The sequence below is a fragment of the Klebsiella sp. D-Nf1 genome, from assembly GCF_002810515.1.
Classification (GTDB): Bacteria; Pseudomonadota; Gammaproteobacteria; order Enterobacterales; family Enterobacteriaceae; genus Klebsiella; species Klebsiella variicola.
Genome location: NZ_PIOK01000001.1, coordinates 1,234,326 through 1,256,173, shown reverse-complemented (window position 1 = coordinate 1,256,173; position 21,848 = coordinate 1,234,326). Strand labels below are relative to the sequence as shown.

At 58.6% G+C, this 21,848-nt stretch carries 23 protein-coding genes; 6 read left to right on the top strand and 17 right to left on the bottom strand.

Annotated features, from left to right (window positions below; genetic code table 11):
- Positions 1-5 precede the first annotated feature (5 nt).
- Complete coding sequence (gene fdxH / locus CWM54_RS06155; protein WP_100696430.1) at positions 6-887, top strand: formate dehydrogenase subunit beta; 882 nt, start codon at positions 6-8, stop codon at positions 885-887.
- On the top strand, positions 880-1,536 hold the full coding sequence (fdnI, locus tag CWM54_RS06150) for a formate dehydrogenase-N subunit gamma (protein ID WP_048330292.1): 657 nt from the start codon (positions 880-882) through the stop codon (positions 1,534-1,536). The genes fdxH and fdnI overlap by 8 nt, the downstream gene beginning before the upstream one ends.
- Positions 1,537-1,588: 52 nt before the next feature.
- On the opposite strand, the gene CWM54_RS06145 is transcribed toward fdnI, so the two are convergent.
- The 4 genes from CWM54_RS06145 to CWM54_RS06130 form a co-directional block, all read right to left on the bottom strand.
- Positions 1,589-1,915 carry a CcdB family protein gene (locus CWM54_RS06145; RefSeq protein ID WP_004202676.1) on the bottom strand — a complete coding sequence of 109 codons (327 nt, stop codon included), beginning with the start codon at positions 1,913-1,915 and terminating at the stop codon, positions 1,589-1,591.
- Positions 1,912-2,097: a hypothetical protein gene (locus CWM54_RS06140; protein ID WP_025711567.1), complete on the bottom strand. Its 186-nt coding sequence runs from the start codon at positions 2,095-2,097 to the stop codon at positions 1,912-1,914. Before CWM54_RS06140 ends, CWM54_RS06145 begins: the two co-directional genes overlap by 4 nt.
- Positions 2,098-2,275: 178 nt before the next feature.
- Entirely contained in the window at positions 2,276-3,094 is an 819-nt protein-coding gene (ppk2, locus tag CWM54_RS06135; RefSeq protein WP_012541603.1) for a polyphosphate kinase 2, read from the bottom strand.
- A gap of 86 nt (positions 3,095-3,180) precedes the next feature.
- A complete protein-coding gene (locus CWM54_RS06130; RefSeq protein WP_100696428.1) occupies positions 3,181-3,618 on the bottom strand; it encodes a VOC family protein in 438 nt (145 codons plus the stop codon).
- 278 nt (positions 3,619-3,896) lie between these two features.
- Between CWM54_RS06130 and araJ the strand changes: the two genes are divergently transcribed.
- Positions 3,897-5,051, top strand: coding sequence for an MFS transporter AraJ (gene araJ, locus CWM54_RS06125; protein ID WP_032730466.1), 1,155 nt, complete (start codon positions 3,897-3,899; stop codon positions 5,049-5,051).
- Positions 5,052-5,057: 6 nt separating this feature from the next.
- Here the strand turns inward: araJ and CWM54_RS06120 are convergent, their stop codons facing one another.
- The 7 genes from CWM54_RS06120 to adhP form a co-directional block, all read right to left on the bottom strand.
- Complete coding sequence (locus tag CWM54_RS06120) at positions 5,058-6,149, bottom strand: alkylhydroperoxidase domain protein (RefSeq protein WP_100696426.1); 1,092 nt, start codon at positions 6,147-6,149, stop codon at positions 5,058-5,060.
- 9 nt (positions 6,150-6,158) lie between these two features.
- Positions 6,159-7,145, bottom strand: a complete 987-nt coding sequence (locus tag CWM54_RS06115; protein ID WP_004891666.1) for a putative FMN-dependent luciferase-like monooxygenase — start codon at positions 7,143-7,145, stop codon at positions 6,159-6,161.
- Complete coding sequence (locus tag CWM54_RS06110; RefSeq protein ID WP_100680334.1) at positions 7,145-8,761, bottom strand: dipeptide ABC transporter ATP-binding protein; 1,617 nt, start codon at positions 8,759-8,761, stop codon at positions 7,145-7,147. Before CWM54_RS06110 ends, CWM54_RS06115 begins: the two co-directional genes overlap by 1 nt.
- Entirely contained in the window at positions 8,758-9,606 is an 849-nt protein-coding gene (locus CWM54_RS06105; protein WP_100680333.1) for an ABC transporter permease, read from the bottom strand. The genes CWM54_RS06110 and CWM54_RS06105 overlap by 4 nt, the downstream gene beginning before the upstream one ends.
- A complete protein-coding gene (locus CWM54_RS06100; RefSeq protein ID WP_008804745.1) occupies positions 9,603-10,547 on the bottom strand; it encodes an ABC transporter permease in 945 nt (314 codons plus the stop codon). The genes CWM54_RS06105 and CWM54_RS06100 overlap by 4 nt, the downstream gene beginning before the upstream one ends.
- 10 nt (positions 10,548-10,557) lie before the next feature.
- Positions 10,558-12,180, bottom strand: coding sequence for a TIGR04028 family ABC transporter substrate-binding protein (locus tag CWM54_RS06095; RefSeq protein ID WP_100696424.1), 1,623 nt, complete (start codon positions 12,178-12,180; stop codon positions 10,558-10,560).
- Positions 12,181-12,337: 157 nt separating this feature from the next.
- Entirely contained in the window at positions 12,338-13,348 is a 1,011-nt protein-coding gene (gene adhP, locus CWM54_RS06090) for an alcohol dehydrogenase AdhP (RefSeq protein WP_060875756.1), read from the bottom strand.
- A gap of 253 nt (positions 13,349-13,601) precedes the next feature.
- Between adhP and CWM54_RS06085 the strand changes: the two genes are divergently transcribed.
- Complete coding sequence (locus CWM54_RS06085) at positions 13,602-14,201, top strand: inorganic diphosphatase (RefSeq protein WP_012968118.1); 600 nt, start codon at positions 13,602-13,604, stop codon at positions 14,199-14,201.
- A gap of 167 nt (positions 14,202-14,368) precedes the next feature.
- Positions 14,369-15,322 (top strand): helix-turn-helix domain-containing GNAT family N-acetyltransferase, encoded by a 954-nt coding sequence (locus CWM54_RS29475; RefSeq protein WP_100696422.1) that lies wholly within the window; start codon positions 14,369-14,371, stop codon positions 15,320-15,322.
- A gap of 34 nt (positions 15,323-15,356) precedes the next feature.
- Here CWM54_RS29475 and CWM54_RS06075 read toward each other — a convergent pair whose 3' ends face one another.
- The 5 genes from CWM54_RS06075 to CWM54_RS06055 form a co-directional block, all read right to left on the bottom strand.
- Complete coding sequence (locus tag CWM54_RS06075) at positions 15,357-17,072, bottom strand: ABC-F family ATP-binding cassette domain-containing protein (RefSeq protein ID WP_100696420.1); 1,716 nt, start codon at positions 17,070-17,072, stop codon at positions 15,357-15,359.
- A 311-nt stretch (positions 17,073-17,383) separates the two neighbouring features.
- A complete protein-coding gene (locus tag CWM54_RS06070) occupies positions 17,384-18,079 on the bottom strand; it encodes a hypothetical protein (protein WP_100680329.1) in 696 nt (231 codons plus the stop codon).
- Positions 18,080-18,135: 56 nt separating this feature from the next.
- On the bottom strand, positions 18,136-18,825 hold the full coding sequence (locus tag CWM54_RS06065) for a hypothetical protein (RefSeq protein ID WP_100696418.1): 690 nt from the start codon (positions 18,823-18,825) through the stop codon (positions 18,136-18,138).
- A complete protein-coding gene (locus CWM54_RS06060; protein ID WP_100696416.1) occupies positions 18,826-19,533 on the bottom strand; it encodes a glycosyl transferase in 708 nt (235 codons plus the stop codon). It abuts the gene before it with no gap.
- A 183-nt stretch (positions 19,534-19,716) separates the two neighbouring features.
- Positions 19,717-21,414, bottom strand: coding sequence for an NAD-dependent malic enzyme (locus CWM54_RS06055; RefSeq protein ID WP_008804752.1), 1,698 nt, complete (start codon positions 21,412-21,414; stop codon positions 19,717-19,719).
- A 55-nt stretch (positions 21,415-21,469) separates the two neighbouring features.
- On the opposite strand from CWM54_RS06055, the gene CWM54_RS28410 reads away from it, so the two are divergent.
- Positions 21,470-21,598, top strand: coding sequence for a hypothetical protein (locus CWM54_RS28410; RefSeq protein ID WP_046619973.1), 129 nt, complete (start codon positions 21,470-21,472; stop codon positions 21,596-21,598).
- Here the strand turns inward: CWM54_RS28410 and sra are convergent.
- Entirely contained in the window at positions 21,595-21,735 is a 141-nt protein-coding gene (sra, locus tag CWM54_RS06050; RefSeq protein ID WP_012541615.1) for a stationary-phase-induced ribosome-associated protein, read from the bottom strand. The two genes, CWM54_RS28410 and sra, sit on opposite strands and share 4 nt — an antisense overlap.
- Positions 21,736-21,848 lie beyond the last annotated feature (113 nt).

Genomic DNA, 21,848 nt, shown 5'->3' with positions numbered 1-21,848 from the left:
ATTCAATGGCGATGGAAACACAAGACATTATTAAACGCTCCGCGACCAACCCGATCACGCCCGCGCCGCGCGCGCGGGACTATAAGGCGGAAGTCGCCAAGCTAATCGATGTCTCTTCCTGCGTGGGCTGTAAAGCCTGCCAGGTGGCCTGTTCCGAGTGGAATGACATTCGCGATGAAGTGGGGCACTGCGTCGGCGTGTACGACAATCCGGCGGATCTCAGCGCTAAATCCTGGACGGTAATGCGCTTTAGCGAGACCGAACAGAACGGCAAGCTGGAGTGGCTTATCCGCAAGGATGGCTGTATGCACTGCGAGGAGCCGGGTTGCCTGAAAGCCTGCCCGTCCGCCGGGGCGATTATTCAGTACGCCAACGGCATCGTCGATTTCCAGCAGGAAAACTGCATTGGTTGCGGCTACTGCATTGCCGGGTGTCCGTTTAATATTCCGCGCCTCAATAAAGAGGATAACCGGGTCTATAAATGCACCCTGTGCGTGGATCGGGTCAGCGTCGGCCAGGAGCCGGCCTGCGTGAAAACCTGTCCGACCGGCGCGATCCACTTCGGCACGAAAAAAGAGATGCTGGAGATGGCCGAGGAGCGGGTGGATAAGCTGAAAAAACGCGGTTATGCCAACGCCGGGATTTACAACCCGCAGGGCGTCGGCGGCACCCACGTGATGTACGTCCTGCATCATGCCGACCAGCCGGAGCTGTATCACAAACTGCCGAAGGAACCGCAGATCGATACCAGTATCAATCTGTGGAAGGGGGCGCTGAAACCGCTGGCGGCGGCGGGCTTTATCGCTACCTTCGCCGGGCTTATCTACCACTACATCGGTATCGGGCCGAACAAGGAAATTGACGACGAGGAGGAACATGATGAGTAAATCGAAGATGATTGTGCGCACGACGTTTATCGATCGCGCCTGTCACTGGACGGTGGTTATCTGTTTCTTCCTCGTGGCACTGTCGGGAATATCGTTTTTCTTCCCGACGCTGCAGTGGCTAACGGAAACCTTCGGCACGCCGCAGATGGGGCGTATCCTGCACCCGTTCTTTGGGGTGCTGATTTTTGTCGCGCTGATGTTTATGTTTGTGCGTTTTGTCCACCACAATATCCCTGATAAACAGGATATCCCCTGGCTGAAAGGCATCGTGGAGGTGCTGAAAGGCAACGAACATAAGGTCGCGCGCGTCGGTAAATATAACGCCGGGCAGAAGATGATGTTCTGGACCATTATGAGCATGATTTTCGTGCTGTTGGTGACCGGGGTGATTATCTGGCGGCCGTATTTCGCGGCATATTTCCCGATTCAGGTGATTCGCTATAGCCTGCTGATTCATGCGACGTCGGCGATTATCCTGATCCACGCGATCCTCATCCATATGTACATGGCATTCTGGGTGAAAGGGTCGATTAAAGGCATGATTGAAGGTAAGGTCAGCCGCCGTTGGGCGAAGAAACATCACCCGCGCTGGTATCGCGATGTCGAACGCCTGGAAGCGATCAAAGAGAGTCGCGAAGGGATGAAGTAAGCCTTCACGGCGCAAAACCCGCTCCGGAGATGTCGGAGCGGGTTCCCGACAGTCAGCAGTTCGTGATAAGTGTATCGATTGAATCGATAACGCCCTGGCGCGCATGACTCAGATTGCAGACGAAATCCTGTGGCTGGATCCGTTTATTATTTAAGTTACTTATCATTGGCGTACAAAGTAAAAAGCTGTCAAATTCTATATTTATCCTTGGTACGACATGCTGATGCCAGCGTGGTAACTGTTGTGGTCGCATTAAAGGAATAATGACTCTCGTGGCCAGGTCTGCATAATAATCATTCTGCACGATCATATAATACGGCAGGGTTTTATTTGTCTGAGCAGAACAATTTCGATAAACATTGAATTGTTCAAGCATCATAGTACCCTGAAAAATTCATCATCAGTAAGAGTGCCTCCTTTTGCAATAAATTCATTCATTGCGGCAATGAATTCCTTGTGCTGTCGCTGTTTATCTGCTTCTCGTAAATCCTTACCTGGCTGTGCTGACGCCTTCTGGACGGGTACGTCAGTGGGTCTTTTACGTAGCGTATTACTTTTCATCATAGGCTCCTTGCGGTTGGTTCTGTGATTATTCACTTTACTCACTAAAAAATAAATCCCAGCAGCAACTTTAATATTTATTTTGCGAGACCGCTTCCAGAGGAAAGTAATCGCATGAAATACTCATGGTCATTGTAATAAACCCGGCGCTGGTATTAACCAGCGCGGCGGGGAATAATCAGAACTTCTCCGGAATAAAGCGGAAGGGGAAATTGGTCTGTTTCATTTTGCCAATTTTGCGCTTCGGCAGCGTCACATGCTCCACCGGTAAAGCTTCATAGGGGATCTGCGACAGTAGATGGGTGATGATATTCAGACGTACGCGCTTTTTATCCTCCGAGCGGGCGACGAACCACGGCGCCCAGGCGGTATCGGTGGCGGCGAACATGGCGTCGCGGGCGGCGGTATATTCATCCCAGCGGTTGAAAGACTTAATGTCCATCGGCGAGAGCTTCCAGATTTTACGGCCGTCATCGATACGATCCCGCAGGCGGCGCTCCTGCTCCTGTGGAGAGACCTCCAGCCAGTACTTGAGCAGAATAATGCCCGATTCGACCATGCCGCGCTCCACCATCGGCGCGCCGTCGAGAAACTTCTGCACCTCCTCCGGCGTGCAAAAGCCCATCACCCGTTCGACGCCGGCGCGGTTGTACCAGCTGCGATCGAAAATCACAATCTCGCCAGCCGCCGGAAGGTGCTTGATATAGCGCTGAAAATAGAGCTGGCTTTTCTCACGCTCGGTGGGTGAGGGCAAGGCGACGACCCGGAAGATACGCGGGCTGACGCGCTCGGTGATCGCCTTAATGGTGCCGCCTTTGCCGGCGCCGTCCCGGCCTTCAAAGACGATGCACACCTTCAGCCCTTTATGCACCACCCAGCGCTGCAGTTTCACCAGCTCAACATGGAGTTTGCGCAACGCCTTCTCATACGCTTTATTGTCGAGCGGAGCGGTCTTCACCGCCGCGTCGACCGGATTACCGTTTTTCTTATTACCCATCGCCATGCTCCGTGTTGCCGAGGTATCCCTTTGAAGTGTAATCCTTCGCCGGCGAGGCGGTGGAAAATATTCGCGCAGGGGACGGGCTAGCTGGCGTTCCCCGCCGCAATGACTTCCAGCCCCACCCGCTGCCCCCATGACAGCTCCAGGGTGTTACCGTCCGGGTCGGCAAAGAAGGCGAAGTATCCCACCGGATCGCCCAGCTGTTCCGGTTCCCGCCGCAAAACGCCTTCCCGACGCGCCTGAGCGACCTTCTCATCGATCTCCGCCTGGGTGGCGCAGGCGACGCCGAGATGGCCGAACGGGCCCAGCGGCGTGTCGGCCGGATCGTCACTCTGCACCAGCACCAGAGCGAAGGGCCGGGTGCGATCGCTGAGCCACGCCACCTTACGCGCTGAGGGCAAGCCGGGCTCGCGCTGGTGAATGACAGTCATCGCGGTATAGCGAGTGTAAAAATCAATACTGCTGGCCAGACAGCGGACGGTAAAGGCGACATGGGTAAAACCGACATCAATAGTTTGCATCGATTATTCTCCAGAGGTGAATGATGGGGAGACTTTACAACCTCAAGTTAAGTTGAGATCAATTGGGCGTTTATCGCTTTGAGCCCACTGATTTTAATAGGGGAGGGTCATTGCTAAGCCACGCAGTCGCTGGCTCGATGACGGCCTGCCGCGCGGGCGGCGAGCATGAACGAATCAGGCCGTTGTATGGAGGAAGCTGCCGTCGGGCGTTTTTAGCTGGTGTGTCGGGGCGGGATAGTCAATAATGCCGGCCGTCTCTCAATACCCCTATAAGATGTATGAAAAAAACGATTTTTTCACTGGCGCTGGGCACCTTCGGACTCGGCATGGCGGAATTTGGCATTATGGGCGTGCTACCGGATATGGCGCACGATGTCGGGATTTCGATCCCTGCCGCCGGCAATATGATTGCCTGGTATGCCTTCGGCGTGGTGATCGGCGCGCCGATCATGGCGCTGCTCTCCAGCCGGTTTTCGTTGAAATCGGTGATGCTGTTTCTCGCTGCCCTGTGTATTCTCGGCAATACCCTGTTTACCCTCTCCAGTAGCTACGCCATGCTGGCGCTTGGCCGCCTGGTTTCCGGTTTTCCCCACGGGGCGTTCTTTGGCGTCGGGGCGATAATCCTGTCGAAAATCGCGCCGCCGGGGAAGGTGACCGCCGCGGTGGCGGGGATGATCGGCGGGATGACGGTGGCTAACCTGGTGGGGGTCCCCGGCGGCACCTGGCTTGGGCATCACTTCAGCTGGCGCTATACCTTTGCCCTTATCGCGGTGTTTAACGTCGCCGTGTTGATGACTATTTTCTGCTGGGTGCCCACCCTCTATGATCGCACCAGCACCCGGCTGCGCGAGCAGTTCCGTTTTCTGGCCTCCCCGGCGCCGTGGCTGATTTTTGCCGCCACCATGTTTGGCAACGCCGGCGTGTTTGCCTGGTTCAGCTATATTAAGCCCTTTATGCTCAATGTCTCCGGCTTTGCCGAAAGCAGGATGATGCTGATTATGATGCTGGCGGGGCTGGGAATGGTGGTCGGTAATCTGTTCAGCGGCAAAATTTCCGGACGCTTCAGCCCGCTGCGTATTGCGGCCATGACCGACGGGGTCATTGCCGTGACGCTGCTGCTGATCTTTGCCTTCGGTGAACATAAAGTCGCTTCGCTGACCCTGGCGTTTATCTGCTGCGCGGGACTGTTCGCTCTGTCGGCACCGCTGCAGATCCTGCTGCTGCAGAACGCCAAAGGCGGCGAGATGCTGGGGGCGGCAGGAGGGCAGATTGCCTTCAACCTCGGCAGCGCCATCGGCGCCTTCTGCGGCGGGATGATGATTGCCCAGGGCTTTGGCTGGAACAGCGTGGCGCTTCCTGCCGCCACGCTGTCGTTTCTGGCGATGAGCGCCTTGCTCATCTATGGCTGCCATCAGCGCCGACAAGCTTGCTAACGACGCTTACTCACGCCAGGGTTCGCCAAGGGTCAGCATCAGCCGGTTGGCCCAGGCGAAAAAGGCCGCCGACTGCAGCAGATCCAGCTGGGCCAGGGTATCTAAACCCTGCTCATCAAGCGCCGCCAGATGGCGGGCATTCAGCCCGGGCGGCGTCACCGACAGCGCAGCGGCGGCGTCGATTTCCGCCTGCCAGCGCGGCGACTGGCCGTCACTCAAATTCTCCCCCGGCGTCACCGCCAGCAGCGTGTCGACGGCGGTCTCGTCCTTTGCCAGCTGCGCCGCTTTGCGGGCATGCACCGAGGCGCAGTAAATACAGCCGTTGATTTTGCTGGTCACCGTGGCCGCCAGTTCGCGTTCGGCGCGCGGCAATCCTCCGGGGGTATAGAAAATGCCTTTATCGGTCAGCGTCCGCTGCTCCAGCACCGGCTGGTTGCGCGCCAGCAGGCGAAAGTAGGGGGAGTCGCTATGGCCATATTTGGCCAGAATCGCCTGTTCTTCAGCGTTGAATTCCGCCAGCGGTTTATCGGCCAGCCAGGGTTCCCAGTGCAGCTCGTCGCGGGTGAAGCGAACCGGGGCCGCTTTGCCGCTCTGGGTGTGGGGTGTGGTATGCCAGTATCCGGCGACCAGCGGCGTATCGGCGCTGACAATGGGCTTATGGTTCAGCGCCCGCAGGCCCAGCAGCAGTCGGCTCTGGAAGCTGACAAAGGCCACCAGTTGCGCCAGAGTGACGATGCCCCGCAGGCTCCAGCCCGCGCCGGTTAAGGTGTGCAGCGCGCCGGGGGTGGCTTCGACGGGGGTGAAGGTGAGCAGGCGGGCAAAGGCCAGCGCCGGGACCAGACGATCGGTGGTTGGATCGGCGAGCCCGAAACCGGCATAGTGCGCCGCCAGCGCGTCCGCCTGGTGCAGTTTCGCCACCTTCGCGGCCACCGCGAAGCGTTCATCAAGAGGAAAGTCAGCGTCCTGCTGGCTGAACAGCACTTCATAACTTCCCTGGGCGTGACGGGTGGCGGCATCGCGTACGGCGCGCGCCTGGTCGAGCGGGGAACCGGGGGCAATCTCCGCCAGTTCGGCCAGAATATCCTGACTCAGCGTCATGGTGACTCCTTATCTGATGTGGGGGGCAATATGCTGAGCGATCAGCTCAATGGAACGCAGCGTATCCCGGTGCGAAGGCTCCACCGAGTGCACCTGAAACGAAATATCGGTGGCGCGGGCCAGCACGCTGTCCTGCGCCAGGGAGGCAATAACATGCTCTGGGTCGCCAACGTGGGCATCCAGCTGTTGTAGATAGTCGGTGACACTGTCACCTTCTATCGTATGACCCGCCGCCCGGTGCTGTGTCGCCTGCTTGCGCAGACCGGGCTCGGCGACCTGCAGGGCGTGGGCGTGACTGTCGGCGACGAAGGCGGTGCGCGAGGCGAGGATCCGCGGTGCAACGCCGTCCGGCAGCGCCGCCAGGTAGGCGTCGATGATCGGGTTCTGAATGGCGTCCAGCGGCAGGCGTGGCTCTCCGGGTGGACGTGGCTGAGTGCGCGACAGCATCAGCCCGTGTCCCGCCTGACCGGCACGGATGGCGCCCTCCGCCGAGAAGGTGGCGATCCAGATACGTTCCGCCAGCTGCGGCGCGGGCGGATAGAGACGGTTGTCCGGGTGGCTCAGGGTATCGCCGCGCCAGGCACTATGGATCAGGTGCAGATGGTCGGCAAACACCGCCCCGCGCTGCTCGCTGGTCAGGCCGAAGGGCAGAAACGACGTTGGCGTGCCGCCGGAGCCAAACCCCACCTCCAGACGCCCGTCGGTGAGTAAATCCAGTACCGCCGCGTCTTCGGCGACGCGCAGCGGATTTTCCATCGGCAGAGTGATAATCGCCGTGCCGAGACGGATCCGGTCGGTCTGTGCCGCCACGTGGGCGAGAAACACCAGCGGCGAAGGCAGGCCGCCTTCCTGTTCATGAAAATGGTGCTGGGCAATCCATGCGCTGTCGAAGCCCAAACGCTCCGCGTGGCGGATCTGTTCGGCCGCCAGCCGGTAGCGCGTTTGCGCGGAGCCCTGATCGAGCAGACGGGTAAAAAAGCCGAGGCGTTTAGGCATTATGCGTTCTCCGTGTGGGCCTGTGCTATGCGGGGTGAAACCTGAGGAATGGCGGCGATCAGTTCGCGAGTGTAGGCCTGCTGCGGGGTAGCGAACAGGCGGCCAACGTCGCCATGCTCCACCACCTGGCCGGCGCGCAGTACCGTGACGCTGTCGGCAATCCGCCTGACCGTCGCCAGATCGTGGGTAATGAACAGGTAGCTGAGACCCAGCTGCTGCTGTAACTGCTGCAGCAGGGCGAGGATCTGCGCCTGAACGGTGACGTCGAGCGCCGAGGTCGCTTCGTCAAGGACCAGTATCGCCGGCTCGAGGATCAGCGCCCGGGCAATCGCCACCCGCTGCCGCTGGCCGCCGGAGAGCTCCCGCGGCGTACGCGATAGCAGCTCCGGGGCCAGCGCCACCCGCGCGGCGACGGTCTCCACGCGCAGGCGACGTGCCGACGCGCTGAGGCGCTCAAAGTTTTTTAACGGCTCTTCGATAATCGCAAACAGCGTCTGGCGCGGGTCGAGCGAGGCGAAGGGGTTCTGGTAGACAAACTGGATTTTCCGCCGCAGCTGACGCTGCGCCTCGCGGCTGAGATGCCCGGCGTCGATACCGTCGATGGTCACCTGTCCGGCATCGGCGCGCTCAAAGCCCAGCAGGATCCGCGCCAGGGTGGTTTTTCCGGAACCGGATTCGCCCACCAGCGCATGGGTGGTGCCGCGTCTGACCTCAAAACTGACGCTGTCGAGCGCCTGCAGCGCCTGTTTGCCCAGCGAGAAGCGTTTACTGATCCCCTCCACGCGAATGGCCGGTGTTGCCAGCGGCCGGTGACGAGACGCCGTCAGCCCCAACGGCGCATCCTGCAGGTCGTGGAGCAGCTGGCGGGTGTAAGGGTGTTGCGGACGCTGGACAATCACCTCGGTGGGGCCCTGTTCCTGAATCTCTCCCTGGCGAAACACCATGATCCGGTCGGCGCGTTCAGCGGCCAGCGCCAGATCGTGGGTGACAAACAGCACGGCGGTACCCGACTCGCGGCGCAGGATATCAAGCAGGTCGAGAATGCGCTTCTGCACCGTGACGTCGAGAGCGCTGGTGGGCTCGTCAGCAATAATCAGATCCGGCTGCAGGGCAATGGCGATGGCAATCAGCACCCGCTGTTTCATCCCGCCAGACAGCTGATGCGGATACTGGTCAAGGCGCTGTTCCGGGTGGCTGAGCCCGACTTTAGTGAGCAGGTTAAGGACCTGCTGTCGGCGCTCAGCGGCGGAGAGGGACTGATGCAGCCGCAGGATCTCTTCCACCTGCTGACCAATGGTTTTTACCGGGTTAAGCGAATTGCCGGGATCCTGCGGGACCAGACTAATGCTCACCCCACGCAGGCGGTTAAGGCGTTTTGCCGACCAGTCGCTAATCACTTCGCCATTGAGGACAATCCGCCCGCCATCCCGGCGGGCATTATCCGCCAGCAGACCGATTATGGCCTGCGCGGTGGTGGTTTTCCCCGAGCCGGATTCTCCGACGAAGGCCAGCATTTCGCCACGCTGGATGGAAAAACTCACGTTATGCACCACTTCGCGCCATTCGCCCCGCGAGCGGTAGCTGATGCGCAGATCTTCAACGGACAGAACGTTCATGGGCGTACTCCACTCCACTGGCGGCTAAGACGATTGGCGGCAAGGACCACGGCGACCACGGCGAGGCCGGGGAAGGTGGTTAGCCACCAGGCGGTCGACAGGTAGTTGCGACCTTCGGCGATCAATAATCCCCACTCCGGGATCGGCGGCGGGGTGCCGTAGCCGAGGAAGCTGAGGGTGGCCAGGGCCAACATCGCCTGTCCGAACTGCAGCGTCGCGAAAGCAAGCACCGCAGTGAGCGAGTTGGGCAGAATATGGCGCCAGAAGACGGCGAAAAAGGTGCCGCCGCTGCCCCGGGCCGCCTCGACGTAATCGCTGTGGCGCACGCGCACGACCTCCGCCCGCGCCAGGCGTGCGAAGCTGGCGATAGCCGCCACGCCGACCGCCACCGCCGCATTCACCGTACCGAAACCGAGCAGAATAATTACCGTGAGCTGCAGCAGCAGGGAGGGGATAGCCAGCAGGACATCGACCAGGCGCATGATCGTGGATTCAACGCGTCCGGTCAGCGCCCCGGCGAGCGTACCAAGGGCGGTACCCACCACCAGGCCGATGGCGACGGCGATCAGCGCCGCCGACAGGGAATGTACCGCGCCGTAAACCACCCGCGTCCACAGGTCGCGCCCCAGCTGGTCGGTACCCAGCCAGTAGTGCGCTTGCGGCGCCAGGCGCTGAGCGCCGGGGATCCCTTCCAGCGGGTTAGCGGCGGTAAACCACTGCGGGGCGAGGGCCATTAACAACGCGGTGATCATCACCGCCCACGCCAGCCACAGGCCAGGCTGCAGACGCACCCTGCGCCATTCCGGGCGGCGGCGAACCGCGATGGCATAATCGACCAGGCTCATTTCGCACCTCCGGTCTGTAAATGGAGTCGGGGATCCAGTCGCGGCATGACCAGGTCGACAAGCAGGTTTATCAGGACGAAGCCGAGGGCGGAGATCATCACCACTGCCTGCAGCACGGCGATATCCTGGTTATTGACCGCCTGCTGGGTCAGCTGGCCGAGGCCGCTGCGGCCGAAGACGGTCTCAGTGATCAGCGCCCCGGCAATCAGCTCGCCCAGCAGCAGCCCGGCAATATTCAGCGCCGGCAGCAGGGCATTACCCATCACATGGTGCCAGAGGACGCCGGTCTCGCTCATTCCCTTGGCGCGGGCGACCGCGACGAAGGGCTGAACCGCCACCTGATCCATGCTGCGCATCAGGATCTGCGCCAGCGGGGCCGAAATGGGCAGCGCGACGGCGATAACCGGTAAAATCAGCCCTTCCAGTGGCCCGGGGTTGATCACCGGGATCCAGCGCAACTGAAACGAGAAGAGCTGGATCAGGGCGATACCCAGCCAAAAGGTAGGCAGAGAGATAAACAGCACCGGCAGCGACTGCAGGAGGTTGCTCAGCCAGCGCAGCCCCGGCAGACGCGAGGCGAAGGCGAGGGCGAACGCCAGCGCTACAGCCAGCAGGAAGGCCGGCAGCGCGAGGCTTAAGGTATCCGGCAGGTTGCTGGCAATCAGACTACTGACCGCCAGACCCGCCTGCAGGGAATAGCCGAAGTCGCCGTGCAGCATCGCCAGCAGCGTGTGCAGGTACTGGCGCCACAGCGGGCTATCGGCGCCGTAGGCCAGCCGCATGTCAGCGATTTGCGCCGGGCTCAGGCCGAGGTCCGGGTTCTGAAACTTGATCAGCACTGCATCTCCCGGCAGCACCTGCAGCAGGAAAAAGGTGAGGGTAAATGCCGCCCACAGGACCAGCAGTCCCTGGCCGAACCGTCGCAGAAGATAAGCGCTCATATCCGGCCTCTTAGTGCTTGTCCAGCCACGCGCCGTAGAACGACGGACGACCGACGGCCTCGAAGCTGACGCCTTTGACCCACGGCGCGCCGGCGAACACCTGCGGCTCTTCGAAAATGGGGATCACATAGGCGTTATCGATCAGATAGCGCTGGGCGTCACCGGTTAACTGCAAGCGCTGCTGCGGCTCTACCGCCGCGGAGATGCCGGTCAGCAGGTCATTCAGCTTATCATCGCGGAAGTGCTGCACTTTATCGCTGGAGCCACCTTTCTGCAGCAGCGCATCGCGATTGTTGGGGAAGAACATACTTTTCACCACATCCGGGTCGGCGCGGCCCACTTCTGAGACAGTGAGCGGGGTTTTCTGCGGGTCGAGGTTGTCCAGCGTACGGCTACCGGCATCCCCGGCTTTGACGGTCAACGCCACACCCACCTGGCGCCACTGCTGGGCGATCAGCTGCAGCACTTCCTTATTCTGCGGCTGCGGCAGCGATTCATACACCGTCAGCGCCAGCCGCTGGCCGTCTTTACTGCGAATACCGTCGGCGTCGGGCTTCCAGCCGGCGTCGTCCAGCAACTGTCGGGCTTTGGCCTGATCGAAGGTCAGTTTATCGCTCAGATTGACATAGCCGGCGGCGGAGCTGGCCAGTACGGAGGTCGCTTGCGGGTAGTTAGCGGAGAACAGCGTCTCCACCACCTGTTTGGCGTTGGTGGCATGGAGCAGGGCCTGGCGCACCCGCAGGTCGGCGACCAGCGAGTTATCCGGGCGGAAGCTCAGGCTGTCGTTGACCCCGCGGGTAGGGGCGGCGTAGACCTTAAATCCCTGATCGGTCGCCTGCTTTTCATCGTAGGCCTGCACCTGGCGAATAAAGCCCGCCTGACCCGCCAGCAGCGCGCCGATGCGCACACTGTCTTCCGGGGTCACAATATAGGTGATGCCATCGAGGTTAGCGGGCCCCTGCTGGGCAATGTTTTTCGGCCCCCACTGATAATCCTTGCGTGCCACCAGCGTCAGCTCGCGGCCTGGCTTTTCATCCTGCACCACAAAGGGCCCGGAGCCGATAATATGCCGGGCATCGCCCAGCTCTTCAAAATTGCGCTGCAGGGTGCTGAGTGATACCAGACCGGAGCCGATGGTAGCGGTTCCCTGCAGGAAGCCCGGCGACGGTTTGTTGAAGTAAAATTTCACCGTCAGCGGGTCGATCACTTCGCTGCGCTGGTAGTTATTGATGACCTCCGAGACGGGCAGGCGATGGGCTTTATCTCCCAGACCATAGGTGTCGAAGTTTTTGGCCACGGCGGCGGCGTCAAGCGGCGTGCCGTCCGAGAAGGTGACCCCTTTGCGCAGGTGGAAAGTGTACTCGGTTTTATCGGCATTGCTGGTCCAGCTCTCGGCAATCCACGGCTCAATCTCCAGCGTTTTCGGGTTCTGCCAGGTGAGCTTGTCGGTTATCTGATTGAGAATACCGCCATTCGGATAAAAGCCGCCGGCGGGCGGATAGAGATTGGTGTGCGGTTGCTGCTCCAGATAAATTAAGGTGCCGCCTTTAACCGGCGTGTCGGCGGCCCAGACGGAAAAGGCGCCGGAGAGAAACAGGGCGGCCAGCGCAGGCAGGCGAAAATGACGATGCATGGTGAATTCCTTTGTTATCTATTGTGTTGCCATCATCGGGCGCGGCTAAAAACAAAGGAACCAAGGAATTGCGCTAAGCATTTGCGGAAATTGGATTTACTTCGCGAGTGGGAAGCGTGGGGCAAGCGCCTCTCCCGGGCGGGAGAGGCGTCGGCGATTAGCTGCGCAGATCGATAACCATACGACCGCGGATCTGACCTTGTTCCATCTCTTTAAAGATGGCGTTGATATCTTCCAGCGGGCGCAGGGTAACTTTCGGCACCACTTTACCTTCGGCGGCAAACTGGAAGGCTTCCACCAGATCCTGACGAGTACCGACCAGCGAACCGACCACCTCGATGCCGTCGAGCACCAGACGTGGAATATCGAGGCTCATCGCCTCCGGCGGCAGGCCTACCGCGACCACGCGGCCACCGGCACGAACGGCATCCACCGCCGAGTTAAAGGCCGCCTTAGCTACCGCGGTCACCACGGCAGCATGCGCGCCGCCGGTTTTTTCCTGAATCACTTTCGCCGCATCTTCATTACGGGAGTTGATGGTCAGATCGGCGCCCATCGAGGCCGCCAGTTCCAGCTGCCCGTCGTTGACGTCGATAGCGATCACTTTGGCGTTAAAGACATTCTTCGCATACTGCAGCGCCAGGTTACCCAGCCCGCCGAGACCGTAGATAGCGATCCACTGACCCGGTTTGATGTGGGAGACCTTGACCGCTTTGTAGGTAGTGACGCCCGCGCAGGTGATACTGCTGGCGGCGGCAGAGTCAAGGCCGTCCGGCACTTTAACTGAGTAGTTAGCGGTGACGATGCACTCTTCAGCCATGCCGCCGTCGACGGAATAGCCGGCGTTTTTTACCGAGCGACACAACGTCTCATTGCCGCTGTTACAGTAATCGCAGTGGCCGCAGCCTTCGAAGAACCACGCCACGCTGGCGCGATCGCCTGGCTTCAGGGAGGTCACGCCCGGTCCGACTTTTTGCACCACCCCGATCCCTTCATGGCCGAGAATGACGCCGGTTTTATCGCCAAAATCGCCGTTTTTCACGTGCAGGTCCGTATGACACACGCCGCAGCATTCCATTTTCAACAACGCTTCACCGTATTCCAGCGGGCGCAGCGTTTTTTCCGTGACGTTAACCTGATGGTCGTGGGTAACAACAGCAGCCTTCATGCCTGTCTCCTTGTGAGGGGATTGTTTAATTTTATTAATGCAATAGTACCCAATAAGGATTAGACGCTATGGAGAAAAATACAAGGCGCTTTAGTACAGGATGTGGTTTTTTGCTACAGCGGTAGCACAAAATTCAGACAATGCCTCTAATTTTGGTAGGTAATAATAGCGTCACTGAATGGTCATGTTTTCTTCATCACCCAACTCTATCGTTTTGCGCATCAATTTCTTATAACAACAGAGTGATACAACAATGCATCTGGTAAAAACCATCCTCACTGCCGGTCTGTTTCTGTCCGCCGCCGCGCAGGCGCAGAACGTGCTGGAATTCCCCCAGCCGGAAAACAACCCGGAAGAATTTTACGCCGTCACCGAGATCCCGGCAGGTGGCATTATTAAGTATGAAACCGACGCCAAAACGGGGTTTATTATCGCCGACCGCTTTCAGTCGATGCCGGTGGCTTACCCGGCGAACTACGGCTCGCTGACCCAGTCGCTGGCCGGAGATGGCGACCCGCTGGACGTGGTGTTTTACACTCGCGCGCCGATGGCGCCGGGCACACTGATTAAGCTGCGGCCGATCGGTGTCCTAAAGATGATAGACGGCGGTGAGAAAGACGACAAAATCATCGCCGTGCCGGCCAGCAAAATTGATCCGACCTATGACGACATCAAGACCATTACCGATCTGCCGAAAATCGAGCAGCAGCGGCTGGAGGCCTTCTTCCGGGTCTATAAAGAACTGCCAGAGGGGCGTAAAAAGGTTGAGCTGGCCGGTTTTAATGATGCCGCCGCTGCGAAGCAGGAGATCAAATCGGCCTGGGAGGCCTGGAAAGCGAAGAACCCGCAATAATATTCATCGCGGGCGCTGTCCGGCGCCCGCGGTATTCGCTCTCACGACCCCAGTGGCGGCGAAATCACAGGTCACACGGCAACGCTTATCTCACCATATTGCATCTTGACGCAGGATGAAGATGATGGTTGTATTGTACAACCATTTCATGTTTCGGACCCGCTGTCATGCCTGACACCCCTTTAATCCAACAGATTCGTACCGCCTCGCGGTTAATGGTGCGCGAGCTGGGCTTTATGAGCACCACTCTGGCCGCCACCCATTATTCACCTTCGGCGGTGCACACCCTGCTTGAGGTATCGATGAGGGGGGAGATGACGGCCGCGCAGCTGGTCACGTTGCTGGGACTGGAAAAATCAAGCGTCAGCCGGATGGTCTCTCGTCTGCTGGCGGCCGGTGAGCTGGAGGAGCGTCCTTGCGCGGAGGATGCGCGCGCGAAATCACTCGCCCTGACGGCAAAGGGGCACGATACGGTGGCGAAAATTAACGCCTGGGGTACCCGCCAGGTGGTGGAGGCGTTAGACCATCTGGATGAGACGCAGCAGCAAACTGTCGCCACTGGACTGGCGGCCTATGCCCGGGCGCTGGCGCAGTGTCGGGATAGCGCGCTCGCGGATACGGCTCCGCAAATTTCGCTGATGACCGGCTATCAGCCGGGGATGATCGGCCGGATTGCCCAGATGCACGGGGAGTATTACGCCCGTCATCATGACTTTGGCGCTTTTTTTGAAGGCAAGGTCGCCAGCGGCGTAGCGGAATTTGCCACCCGGCTTTCCTCCCCGGCCAACCAGATCTGGCTGGCGATCCGCGAAGGGAAAATCGTCGGCTCGCTGGCTATCGATGGCGAGGACCTCGGCCAGCAGGAGGCGCATCTGCGCTGGTTTATTCTCGACGACAGCTGCCGGGGAAGCGGCATCGGCAGGCGTCTGCTCAGCGAGGCGATGACTTTCTGCGAGAGTCGCCAGTTTAGCGCGGTGCAGCTGTGGACCTTTAAAGGGCTGGACGCGGCCCGCAAACTGTATGAATCCTTTGGCTTCACGTTAACCCGCGAATGGCAGGGGGAGCAGTGGGGAAAGGTAATGACCGAGCAGCAATTTACCCGGTCCGGAAACACCGGCTAAGCACGTTGCGCTTAGTCGGTGCGGGTACAGGAGATTACGCCAGCTGGTTAAGCAGGCGGTTAATCTCCTCTTGCCACTGTGCCTGCAGTGACGGCTTTTGATGTTTTGGCTTGCGGGCCATGTCGTCAGCCAGCCATTGCTCCAGGTCAATCAGCCGCGCCAGCAGCACCTCCTCATCATCGTCAGCCCTGGCGGGCGTACTCTGCAAAGCGAGTCGACTGTCCGGGGCGGGCGCCACGGCCTGCAGACGGGCATAGACCTCCTCCAGGCTGTGCCATTCCGTTAACCCGGCGTTGTCGATCAGCCAGAAGCGGTTACAGCTTTCACTAATCAGCTGGCGGTCATGACTGACCAGCAGCACGCCGCCGGGGTAATCGCGCAGCGTCTGCGCCAGCGCCGCTTTACCCTCCATATCAAGATGATTGGTGGGTTCATCCAGCAGCAGCAGACTGTAGCGCGCCAGCGAGAGTCCAACGAACAGTAGCCGCGACCGCTCGCCGCCGCTGAGGGTGCTGACCTTCTGGCTATGTCTCGCCCAGCCAAACCCGGCGGCGATCAGCGCCCGTTTACGGGTGTCGGCCGACGGGGCGAACGGCGTCAGCGCGTCGAGCAGGCTGGCATCGTCCGGTAACTGCTCCAGCGTCTGGTCATAGTAGCCGGGGTGCAGCCGGGGATGCAGGCGCAGCCCCGGGAGAGGCGATGCGTCGTTCATCTGCTGCCACAGCAGGCGCAGCAGGGACGATTTACCGCCGCCATTGCGCCCCATGATGGCCACGCGATCGCCGCTGCGCAGGCGCGCCACGCCGGTGGTGAAGAGGGATGGCAGGCCCGGCGCGGGCGCGACGGGAAGGGTGTCCATCTCCAGCAGGCGGTCAGCCGGCAGGGCGTCCCCCTGCAATGACAGACGCCACGGCGGGCCGACGCTGAGCTCGGTTTGCTCGTCTTTCAGGCGGGCGACCTGCTTCTCCATCTGTTTGGCTTTGCGGGCGAGGTCTTCGTTGTCATAGACCCGACCCCAGGTGGCCAGGCGCCGGGCGCTGGCGCTGACCCGGTCGATCTCTTTTTGCTCGGCCTTATGGCGCAGCGCGGCACTTTCATCCTGCTCCTGCAGTGCCTGACGGGCAGCGCTGCAGGGCAAGGCGAAGCTGTGCAGCGTCTGGTCGCGGAGGATCCAGCTGGCATTAGTTACAGCATCCAGTAAGGTGTTGTCGTGTGACACCAGCACGAAGCTCCCCTGCCAGGTTTGCAGGAAGCTTTCCAGCCACAGCAGGGTCGGCAGATCGAGGTGGTTGCCGGGCTCATCCAACAGCATCAGGTCAGGTTGGCGGATCAGCGCCCGGGCCAGTAGCAGGCGCGTGTGCTGGCCGCCGCTCAGGGTAGTGGTTTGCTGCTCCATCACCGCCGGGGTAAAGCCCATCTGCGCCAGCAGGCGTTCGGCCAGCCAGCGCTGCGCTTCCCGTACATCAGCGGGTAACGGGGCCAGTACTGCCTGCAACAGCGACTGCGAACGCAGCGCCTCCGGCAGATGCTGTTCAACGCGGGCCATCAGACACTGACCGGCGAGTGAGACGCTGCCCGAGGTGGGCGCGAGGGTGCCGTCCAGCACCTGCAACAGGGTGCTTTTGCCGCAACCGTTATGGCCGATGAGACCGATACGGTCGCCTTTCTTCAGGGTGAAGGAGAGGGTGTTAAACAGCGGCCCAAAGGCAGTCTCCACGTGGAGCGCATGGGCAGTTAGTAATGTACTCATAGTCAACTTACTCAAGAGTTACAGGCATGCAAATGCCTCGTCAAAACTCGCTGACGATAACCCGGTAAGCCGGAGAGAAGGGATTGCGTGAAGTGTCTTCGCTCAAGCCATAGTTATCGCAGCACGATACCGATAACGCTTGAGCTGGCGCAATTGCCTAATGCATGTGAAACAATAAACATTTCACAATACAGCATGAGGGGCCTCCTTTTTTATTTAGTCAGTGGATGGGTGGTGGCAGTGTAGTGGGGAAAGGCTAGCGACGCCAGTGACAAAACTGGCAGGGGGTGCGCGCGGCGCGCGCTCAGAGTTTAGCGTACAAAGGGAAACCAATACGCTTTTGCCAGTACCGCTTCGGTCAGTGTATTAGCGTCAGTTATTTTTTGGCACTGGGCTTCGAGGACATCAGGTTTATCCTTCGGGAACCAGCGTTGAGAAATGTAAAGCGTCAGGAAAACAGTTTCACGTGTTTGCTCACAGTGATAAGCATTTTTAATGTTATCAATTCCTCGGAATCCATATGGATCTCTGTATTCTATGTAAGTTTCATAGCGGGATCTGGATTCAAAATAATTATCTGGATCCATGCTTGCCCAGACAATACTGAGATAATGCTTCTCATGAAGGAAGTAACGATAACGGGTTGTCTCTCCACCGGGAATAACGCCGGGGAACAATCCAAAAAAGATGAAAATCAGCAAAGAAAGCATAACTGGAATAGCCGGGTGACGCAGTTTACGATGCGTTGATTTTCTCGTTGATAACAGCCAAATCAACGGTATAACGAGTGAGCAGAGCGTAGCGACAAACGGTTTATAGAAGGTGTACAGACTATGTTCGATAAGATCGCCAGCAACGGCATCATATGAACTGATTTCAAAGGGGGAATGCAGTGTTTCACCACTTAGTGAACATAAGCCATAGACTAACCCTGTTATTCCTGTAAGTGCTAAATATAAAATGATCATCCTATTCGTCATGTTTTTTGTCGCAACCTGGTGGGGCATATTAACGTTCCTTCTTCGTCTCAGTAGTGAGAATCATTGAAAGTATTATCATTGATTTATTTAAATATAATGGGAAACCAGCGGGCGTGGTCGCGGGTATATTCCGTCATCGCCTGGGGATCCTTTATCGCCTGGCAGGGGGCGTCGAGAATATTCGGATACGCATCCGGATACCAATCTTCCTCGGTCGTTAAGGTCAAAAAGCGAGACTCCCGGTGGGTTTCACAGCTATAGGCGTTTTTAATATTGTCGGCTTCGCGATATCCCTTGGGATCGCGATATTCGATATACACTTTGTACTCAGAGCGGGTACCCCGCCACGCGCCCGGCTCCGGTTTCTGCCAGCGGACCGTCTGGTAGTAGCGCTCCCGCTCGCCGTAGCGATAGACAGGGGTCTCTCCGCCGGGAATCACGTCGGGTCTCAGGAAGAAAAACACCAGTCCCGCCAGCAGGAGTAACACCGGTGGGAGAATGTGTGTCAGCAGCCGCGGCGCCTGGCGGTTAACCAGCAGCAGCCACAGCAGCGGCGGGATCGTGCTGACGATAAAAGGAAAGAGGATTTTTGCCGGCGTATAGAGTTCATGCACCGAAACCTCGCCGGCTTTCGCCGCGTAAAACGCCTGCTTATCGCCGAAATACCAGAGCTCACCGTGAAAGGCGCTGAAGGCGCTCACCAACAACAATCCGCTAAACAGCCCCAGCCAGAGGCGTAATATCGGTTGCAGAACGATTTTTTGCTGGCTCATTTACGGTGCCTCCACAGGGACGGTGGCGATCGGGCGGGCAATCATGATTGCCGTTTCACTGAGCGCATTCAGATCGCTTACCTGAGTACACTGGCGGGCCATGACCTGCGGATCGGCGTCCGGAAACCAGCCCTCATTGAATGACAGGGTGTAAAACTGGGTATGCCGCTTGACTTCACAGCGCCAGGCGCGGCCAAGATTGTTTCTGTCGATAAGCCAGCGGGGATCTTTCGCTTCAACAAAAATTTCATATTTAGAGGGTTGAGTGACATGTCGATCTGAATTCGTTTTGCTCCAGAAAATGGCAGTGTAAGAAATGTTGTGTTTACCGTACTGAATACTGGCATCCCGACCCGGGGTGACCTCCGGATGGAGGAAAATAAATATCCCGGCGGCAATCAGTACCATCAGCGGTAATATAGGATGCTGTATTGGCCGCCAGGGGGTTTTACGTACCGCCAACAGCCAGACCAGGGTAATAATAAACACGTAGAGCAGGGCGAAGAAAAATTTACTCGGTTCATAGATGACGACATCCACCAGATCGCCGGTGGCGGGCTGATACTGGTCAGCGCGCGGGGTGAGCATCCACATATCGCCGCTGAAGAGGCACATTCCGGTGATGATGGCGATACCGCCGATAAGAAACAAGACAATCCGGATCAGAATAGCATTCGCTTTATTCGCGCCAGGGGTTAATTTTTGCATTTCACATTCCGTTGTGAAGAGTTGAGAGGAGACTATTTTGCACAGTAGAGGACACACGGCAAATGCTATCCGTTTTATATTTTTACGATGAATGAATATGGGCGAAAAAGGCGTTTCTGTGGCGGGAGATATTATTCTGACGTTATTAAAAACCGGGCCGATATGTCGACCCGGTGAGCGTGATTAAATCGAGGTGCGGCGATAATTGCGATATTCCGGCAGCCAGAAATTATCGCTAATGGCCTGCAGCAGCGCTTCAGCGGAGGTTTTCACCGCCACGCCTTGCTCCTGCGCCACCTTGCCGACCGCGAAGGCAATTGCCCGTGAGACGGTCTGGATATCCTTCAACTCCGGCAGCACCGGACCTTCGCCGTTGTTCACCAGCGGCGAGTGTTTCGCCAGGGTTTCACTGGCGGCCATCAGCATCTCGTCGGTGACCCGCGACGCGCCGGAAGCAATCACCCCCAGACCAATCCCCGGGAAGATATAGGAGTTATTGCATTGCGCGATAGCGTACTGCTTGCCTTTCAGGGTGACCGGGGCAAACGGGCTGCCAGTGGCGACCAGCGCCTCGCCATCGGTCCAGCTCAGGATATTCTGCGGCGTCGCTTCCACCCGTGAGGTCGGGTTTGAGAGCGGCATCACGATTGGCCGCGGGCAGTGCTTGTGCATCTCGCGGATAATCTCTTCCGTGAACAGCCCCGGCTGACCCGAGACGCCGATCAGAATGTTCGGCTTCACGTTACGCACCACGTCCAGCAGGGACAGCACATCGTTAGTGGTATCCCAGCCCTGCAGATGCTCACGCTTCTGCACCAGCTTGTTCTGGAACGGCAGCAGGTTAGGCATGCCGTCGGTTAACAAGCCGAAGCGGTCAACCATGAACACGCGCTGGCGGGCCTCTTCTTCGCTAACGCCTTCGCGGACGATCTGGGCGATAATCTGCTCGGCGATACCGCAGCCGGCGGAACCCGCACCGAGGAAGACGATTTTCTGCTCGCTGAGCTGGCTACCGGCGCCGCGGCTGGCGGCGATCAGCGTCCCGACGGTGACCGCCGCGGTGCCCTGAATATCGTCATTAAACGAGCAGATTTCATTGCGATAGCGGTTGAGCAGCGGCATGGCGTTCTTCTGCGCAAAGTCTTCAAACTGCAGCAGGACGTCCGGCCAGCGGGCCTTAATTGCCTGGATCACGTCGTCAACGAACTGATAATACTCGTCGTCGGTAATGCGCGGATGGCGCCAGCCCATATACAGCGGATCGTCGAGCAGCTGCTGGTTGTTTGTTCCAACGTCCAGCACGATGGGCAGGGTATAAGCCGGGCTGATGCCGCCGCAGGTGGTGTACAGCGACAGCTTGCCGATCGGGATCCCCATCCCGCCGATCCCCTGGTCGCCGAGGCCGAGAATACGCTCGCCATCGGTGACCACAATCACTTTCACGTTATGGTTCGGGACGTTCTGCAGGATGTCGTCAAGGTTATGGCGATTCTGGTAAGAGATGAAGACGCCGCGGGCGCGACGGTAAATCTCGGAGAAACGTTCGCAGGCGGCGCCCACCGTCGGGGTATAGATAACCGGCATCATCTCTTCGAGATGGTTGCCGATCAGGCGATAAAACAGGGTTTCGTTGGTGTCCTGGATGTTACGCAGGTAGATGTGTTTGTCGATTTCAGTTTTGAATCCCTGATACTGGATCCAGGCGCGTTCCGCTTGCTCTTCGATGGTTTCAACCACTTCCGGCAGCAGGCCAAGAAGGTTGAAATTGCTGCGCTCTTCCAGACTGAAGGCGCTGCCCTTGTTGAGGAGGGGGAATTCAAGCAGAACGGGACCCGCGTAAGGGATGTACAGGGAACGGTTTTTCTTATGAGTAAATTGCATCGCACTAACTCCTTGATCATGACCACAGTCCCGGCGCGGCGATAAGCGAGGGCGGGTGGAAAGCAGCGGGCAGAGTATAGAGCAGATGGTCGTCAAGCGGGTAAACAAGCAATCAATTGCCATAAAAAAACACCATCCTGGCAACAGGACGGTGTTGTTTATCATCACTCAGACTGAAAATTAACCACCGCGGCGTTTGCGGCCGGTAGCATGGATGTGGTTGAGGGTGGTTTCTTCATCGCCTTCCAGCACCACTTTTTTCTGCTGGGAAAGCTTATAGTTCAGACCGAGAAGATGACGTGCCTGATGGTTCGATTTCATTCTGACTCCTTTATCCTGTTCTGGTTTCAAGGGCAAACCCGGTGGTGACCGGATGAAATGTAACCCAAAGTCGGCCGCACGTTTTTTGTGCGACCTCAGCTAGGGTGGTCCAT

Bases quoted from the DNA above. Each gene is read 5' to 3' on its own strand.
- fdxH (WP_100696430.1), top strand. From the start codon at position 6: ATGGCGATGGAAACACAAGACATTATTAAACGCTCCGCGACCAACCCG.
- fdnI (WP_048330292.1), top strand. From the start codon at position 880: ATGAGTAAATCGAAGATGATTGTGCGCACGACGTTTATCGATCGCGCC.
- CWM54_RS06145 (WP_004202676.1), bottom strand. From the start codon at position 1,915: ATGATGCTTGAACAATTCAATGTTTATCGAAATTGTTCTGCTCAGACA.
- CWM54_RS06140 (WP_025711567.1), bottom strand. From the start codon at position 2,097: ATGAAAAGTAATACGCTACGTAAAAGACCCACTGACGTACCCGTCCAG.
- ppk2 (WP_012541603.1), bottom strand. From the start codon at position 3,094: ATGGGTAATAAGAAAAACGGTAATCCGGTCGACGCGGCGGTGAAGACC.
- CWM54_RS06130 (WP_100696428.1), bottom strand. From the start codon at position 3,618: ATGCAAACTATTGATGTCGGTTTTACCCATGTCGCCTTTACCGTCCGC.
- araJ (WP_032730466.1), top strand. From the start codon at position 3,897: ATGAAAAAAACGATTTTTTCACTGGCGCTGGGCACCTTCGGACTCGGC.
- CWM54_RS06120 (WP_100696426.1), bottom strand. From the start codon at position 6,149: ATGACGCTGAGTCAGGATATTCTGGCCGAACTGGCGGAGATTGCCCCC.
- CWM54_RS06115 (WP_004891666.1), bottom strand. From the start codon at position 7,145: ATGCCTAAACGCCTCGGCTTTTTTACCCGTCTGCTCGATCAGGGCTCC.
- CWM54_RS06110 (WP_100680334.1), bottom strand. From the start codon at position 8,761: ATGAACGTTCTGTCCGTTGAAGATCTGCGCATCAGCTACCGCTCGCGG.
- CWM54_RS06105 (WP_100680333.1), bottom strand. From the start codon at position 9,606: ATGAGCCTGGTCGATTATGCCATCGCGGTTCGCCGCCGCCCGGAATGG.
- CWM54_RS06100 (WP_008804745.1), bottom strand. From the start codon at position 10,547: ATGAGCGCTTATCTTCTGCGACGGTTCGGCCAGGGACTGCTGGTCCTG.
- CWM54_RS06095 (WP_100696424.1), bottom strand. From the start codon at position 12,180: ATGCATCGTCATTTTCGCCTGCCTGCGCTGGCCGCCCTGTTTCTCTCC.
- adhP (WP_060875756.1), bottom strand. From the start codon at position 13,348: ATGAAGGCTGCTGTTGTTACCCACGACCATCAGGTTAACGTCACGGAA.
- CWM54_RS06085 (WP_012968118.1), top strand. From the start codon at position 13,602: ATGCATCTGGTAAAAACCATCCTCACTGCCGGTCTGTTTCTGTCCGCC.
- CWM54_RS29475 (WP_100696422.1), top strand. From the start codon at position 14,369: ATGCCTGACACCCCTTTAATCCAACAGATTCGTACCGCCTCGCGGTTA.
- CWM54_RS06075 (WP_100696420.1), bottom strand. From the start codon at position 17,072: ATGAGTACATTACTAACTGCCCATGCGCTCCACGTGGAGACTGCCTTT.
- CWM54_RS06070 (WP_100680329.1), bottom strand. From the start codon at position 18,079: ATGCCCCACCAGGTTGCGACAAAAAACATGACGAATAGGATGATCATT.
- CWM54_RS06065 (WP_100696418.1), bottom strand. From the start codon at position 18,825: ATGAGCCAGCAAAAAATCGTTCTGCAACCGATATTACGCCTCTGGCTG.
- CWM54_RS06060 (WP_100696416.1), bottom strand. From the start codon at position 19,533: ATGCAAAAATTAACCCCTGGCGCGAATAAAGCGAATGCTATTCTGATC.
- CWM54_RS06055 (WP_008804752.1), bottom strand. From the start codon at position 21,414: ATGCAATTTACTCATAAGAAAAACCGTTCCCTGTACATCCCTTACGCG.
- sra (WP_012541615.1), bottom strand. From the start codon at position 21,735: ATGAAATCGAACCATCAGGCACGTCATCTTCTCGGTCTGAACTATAAG.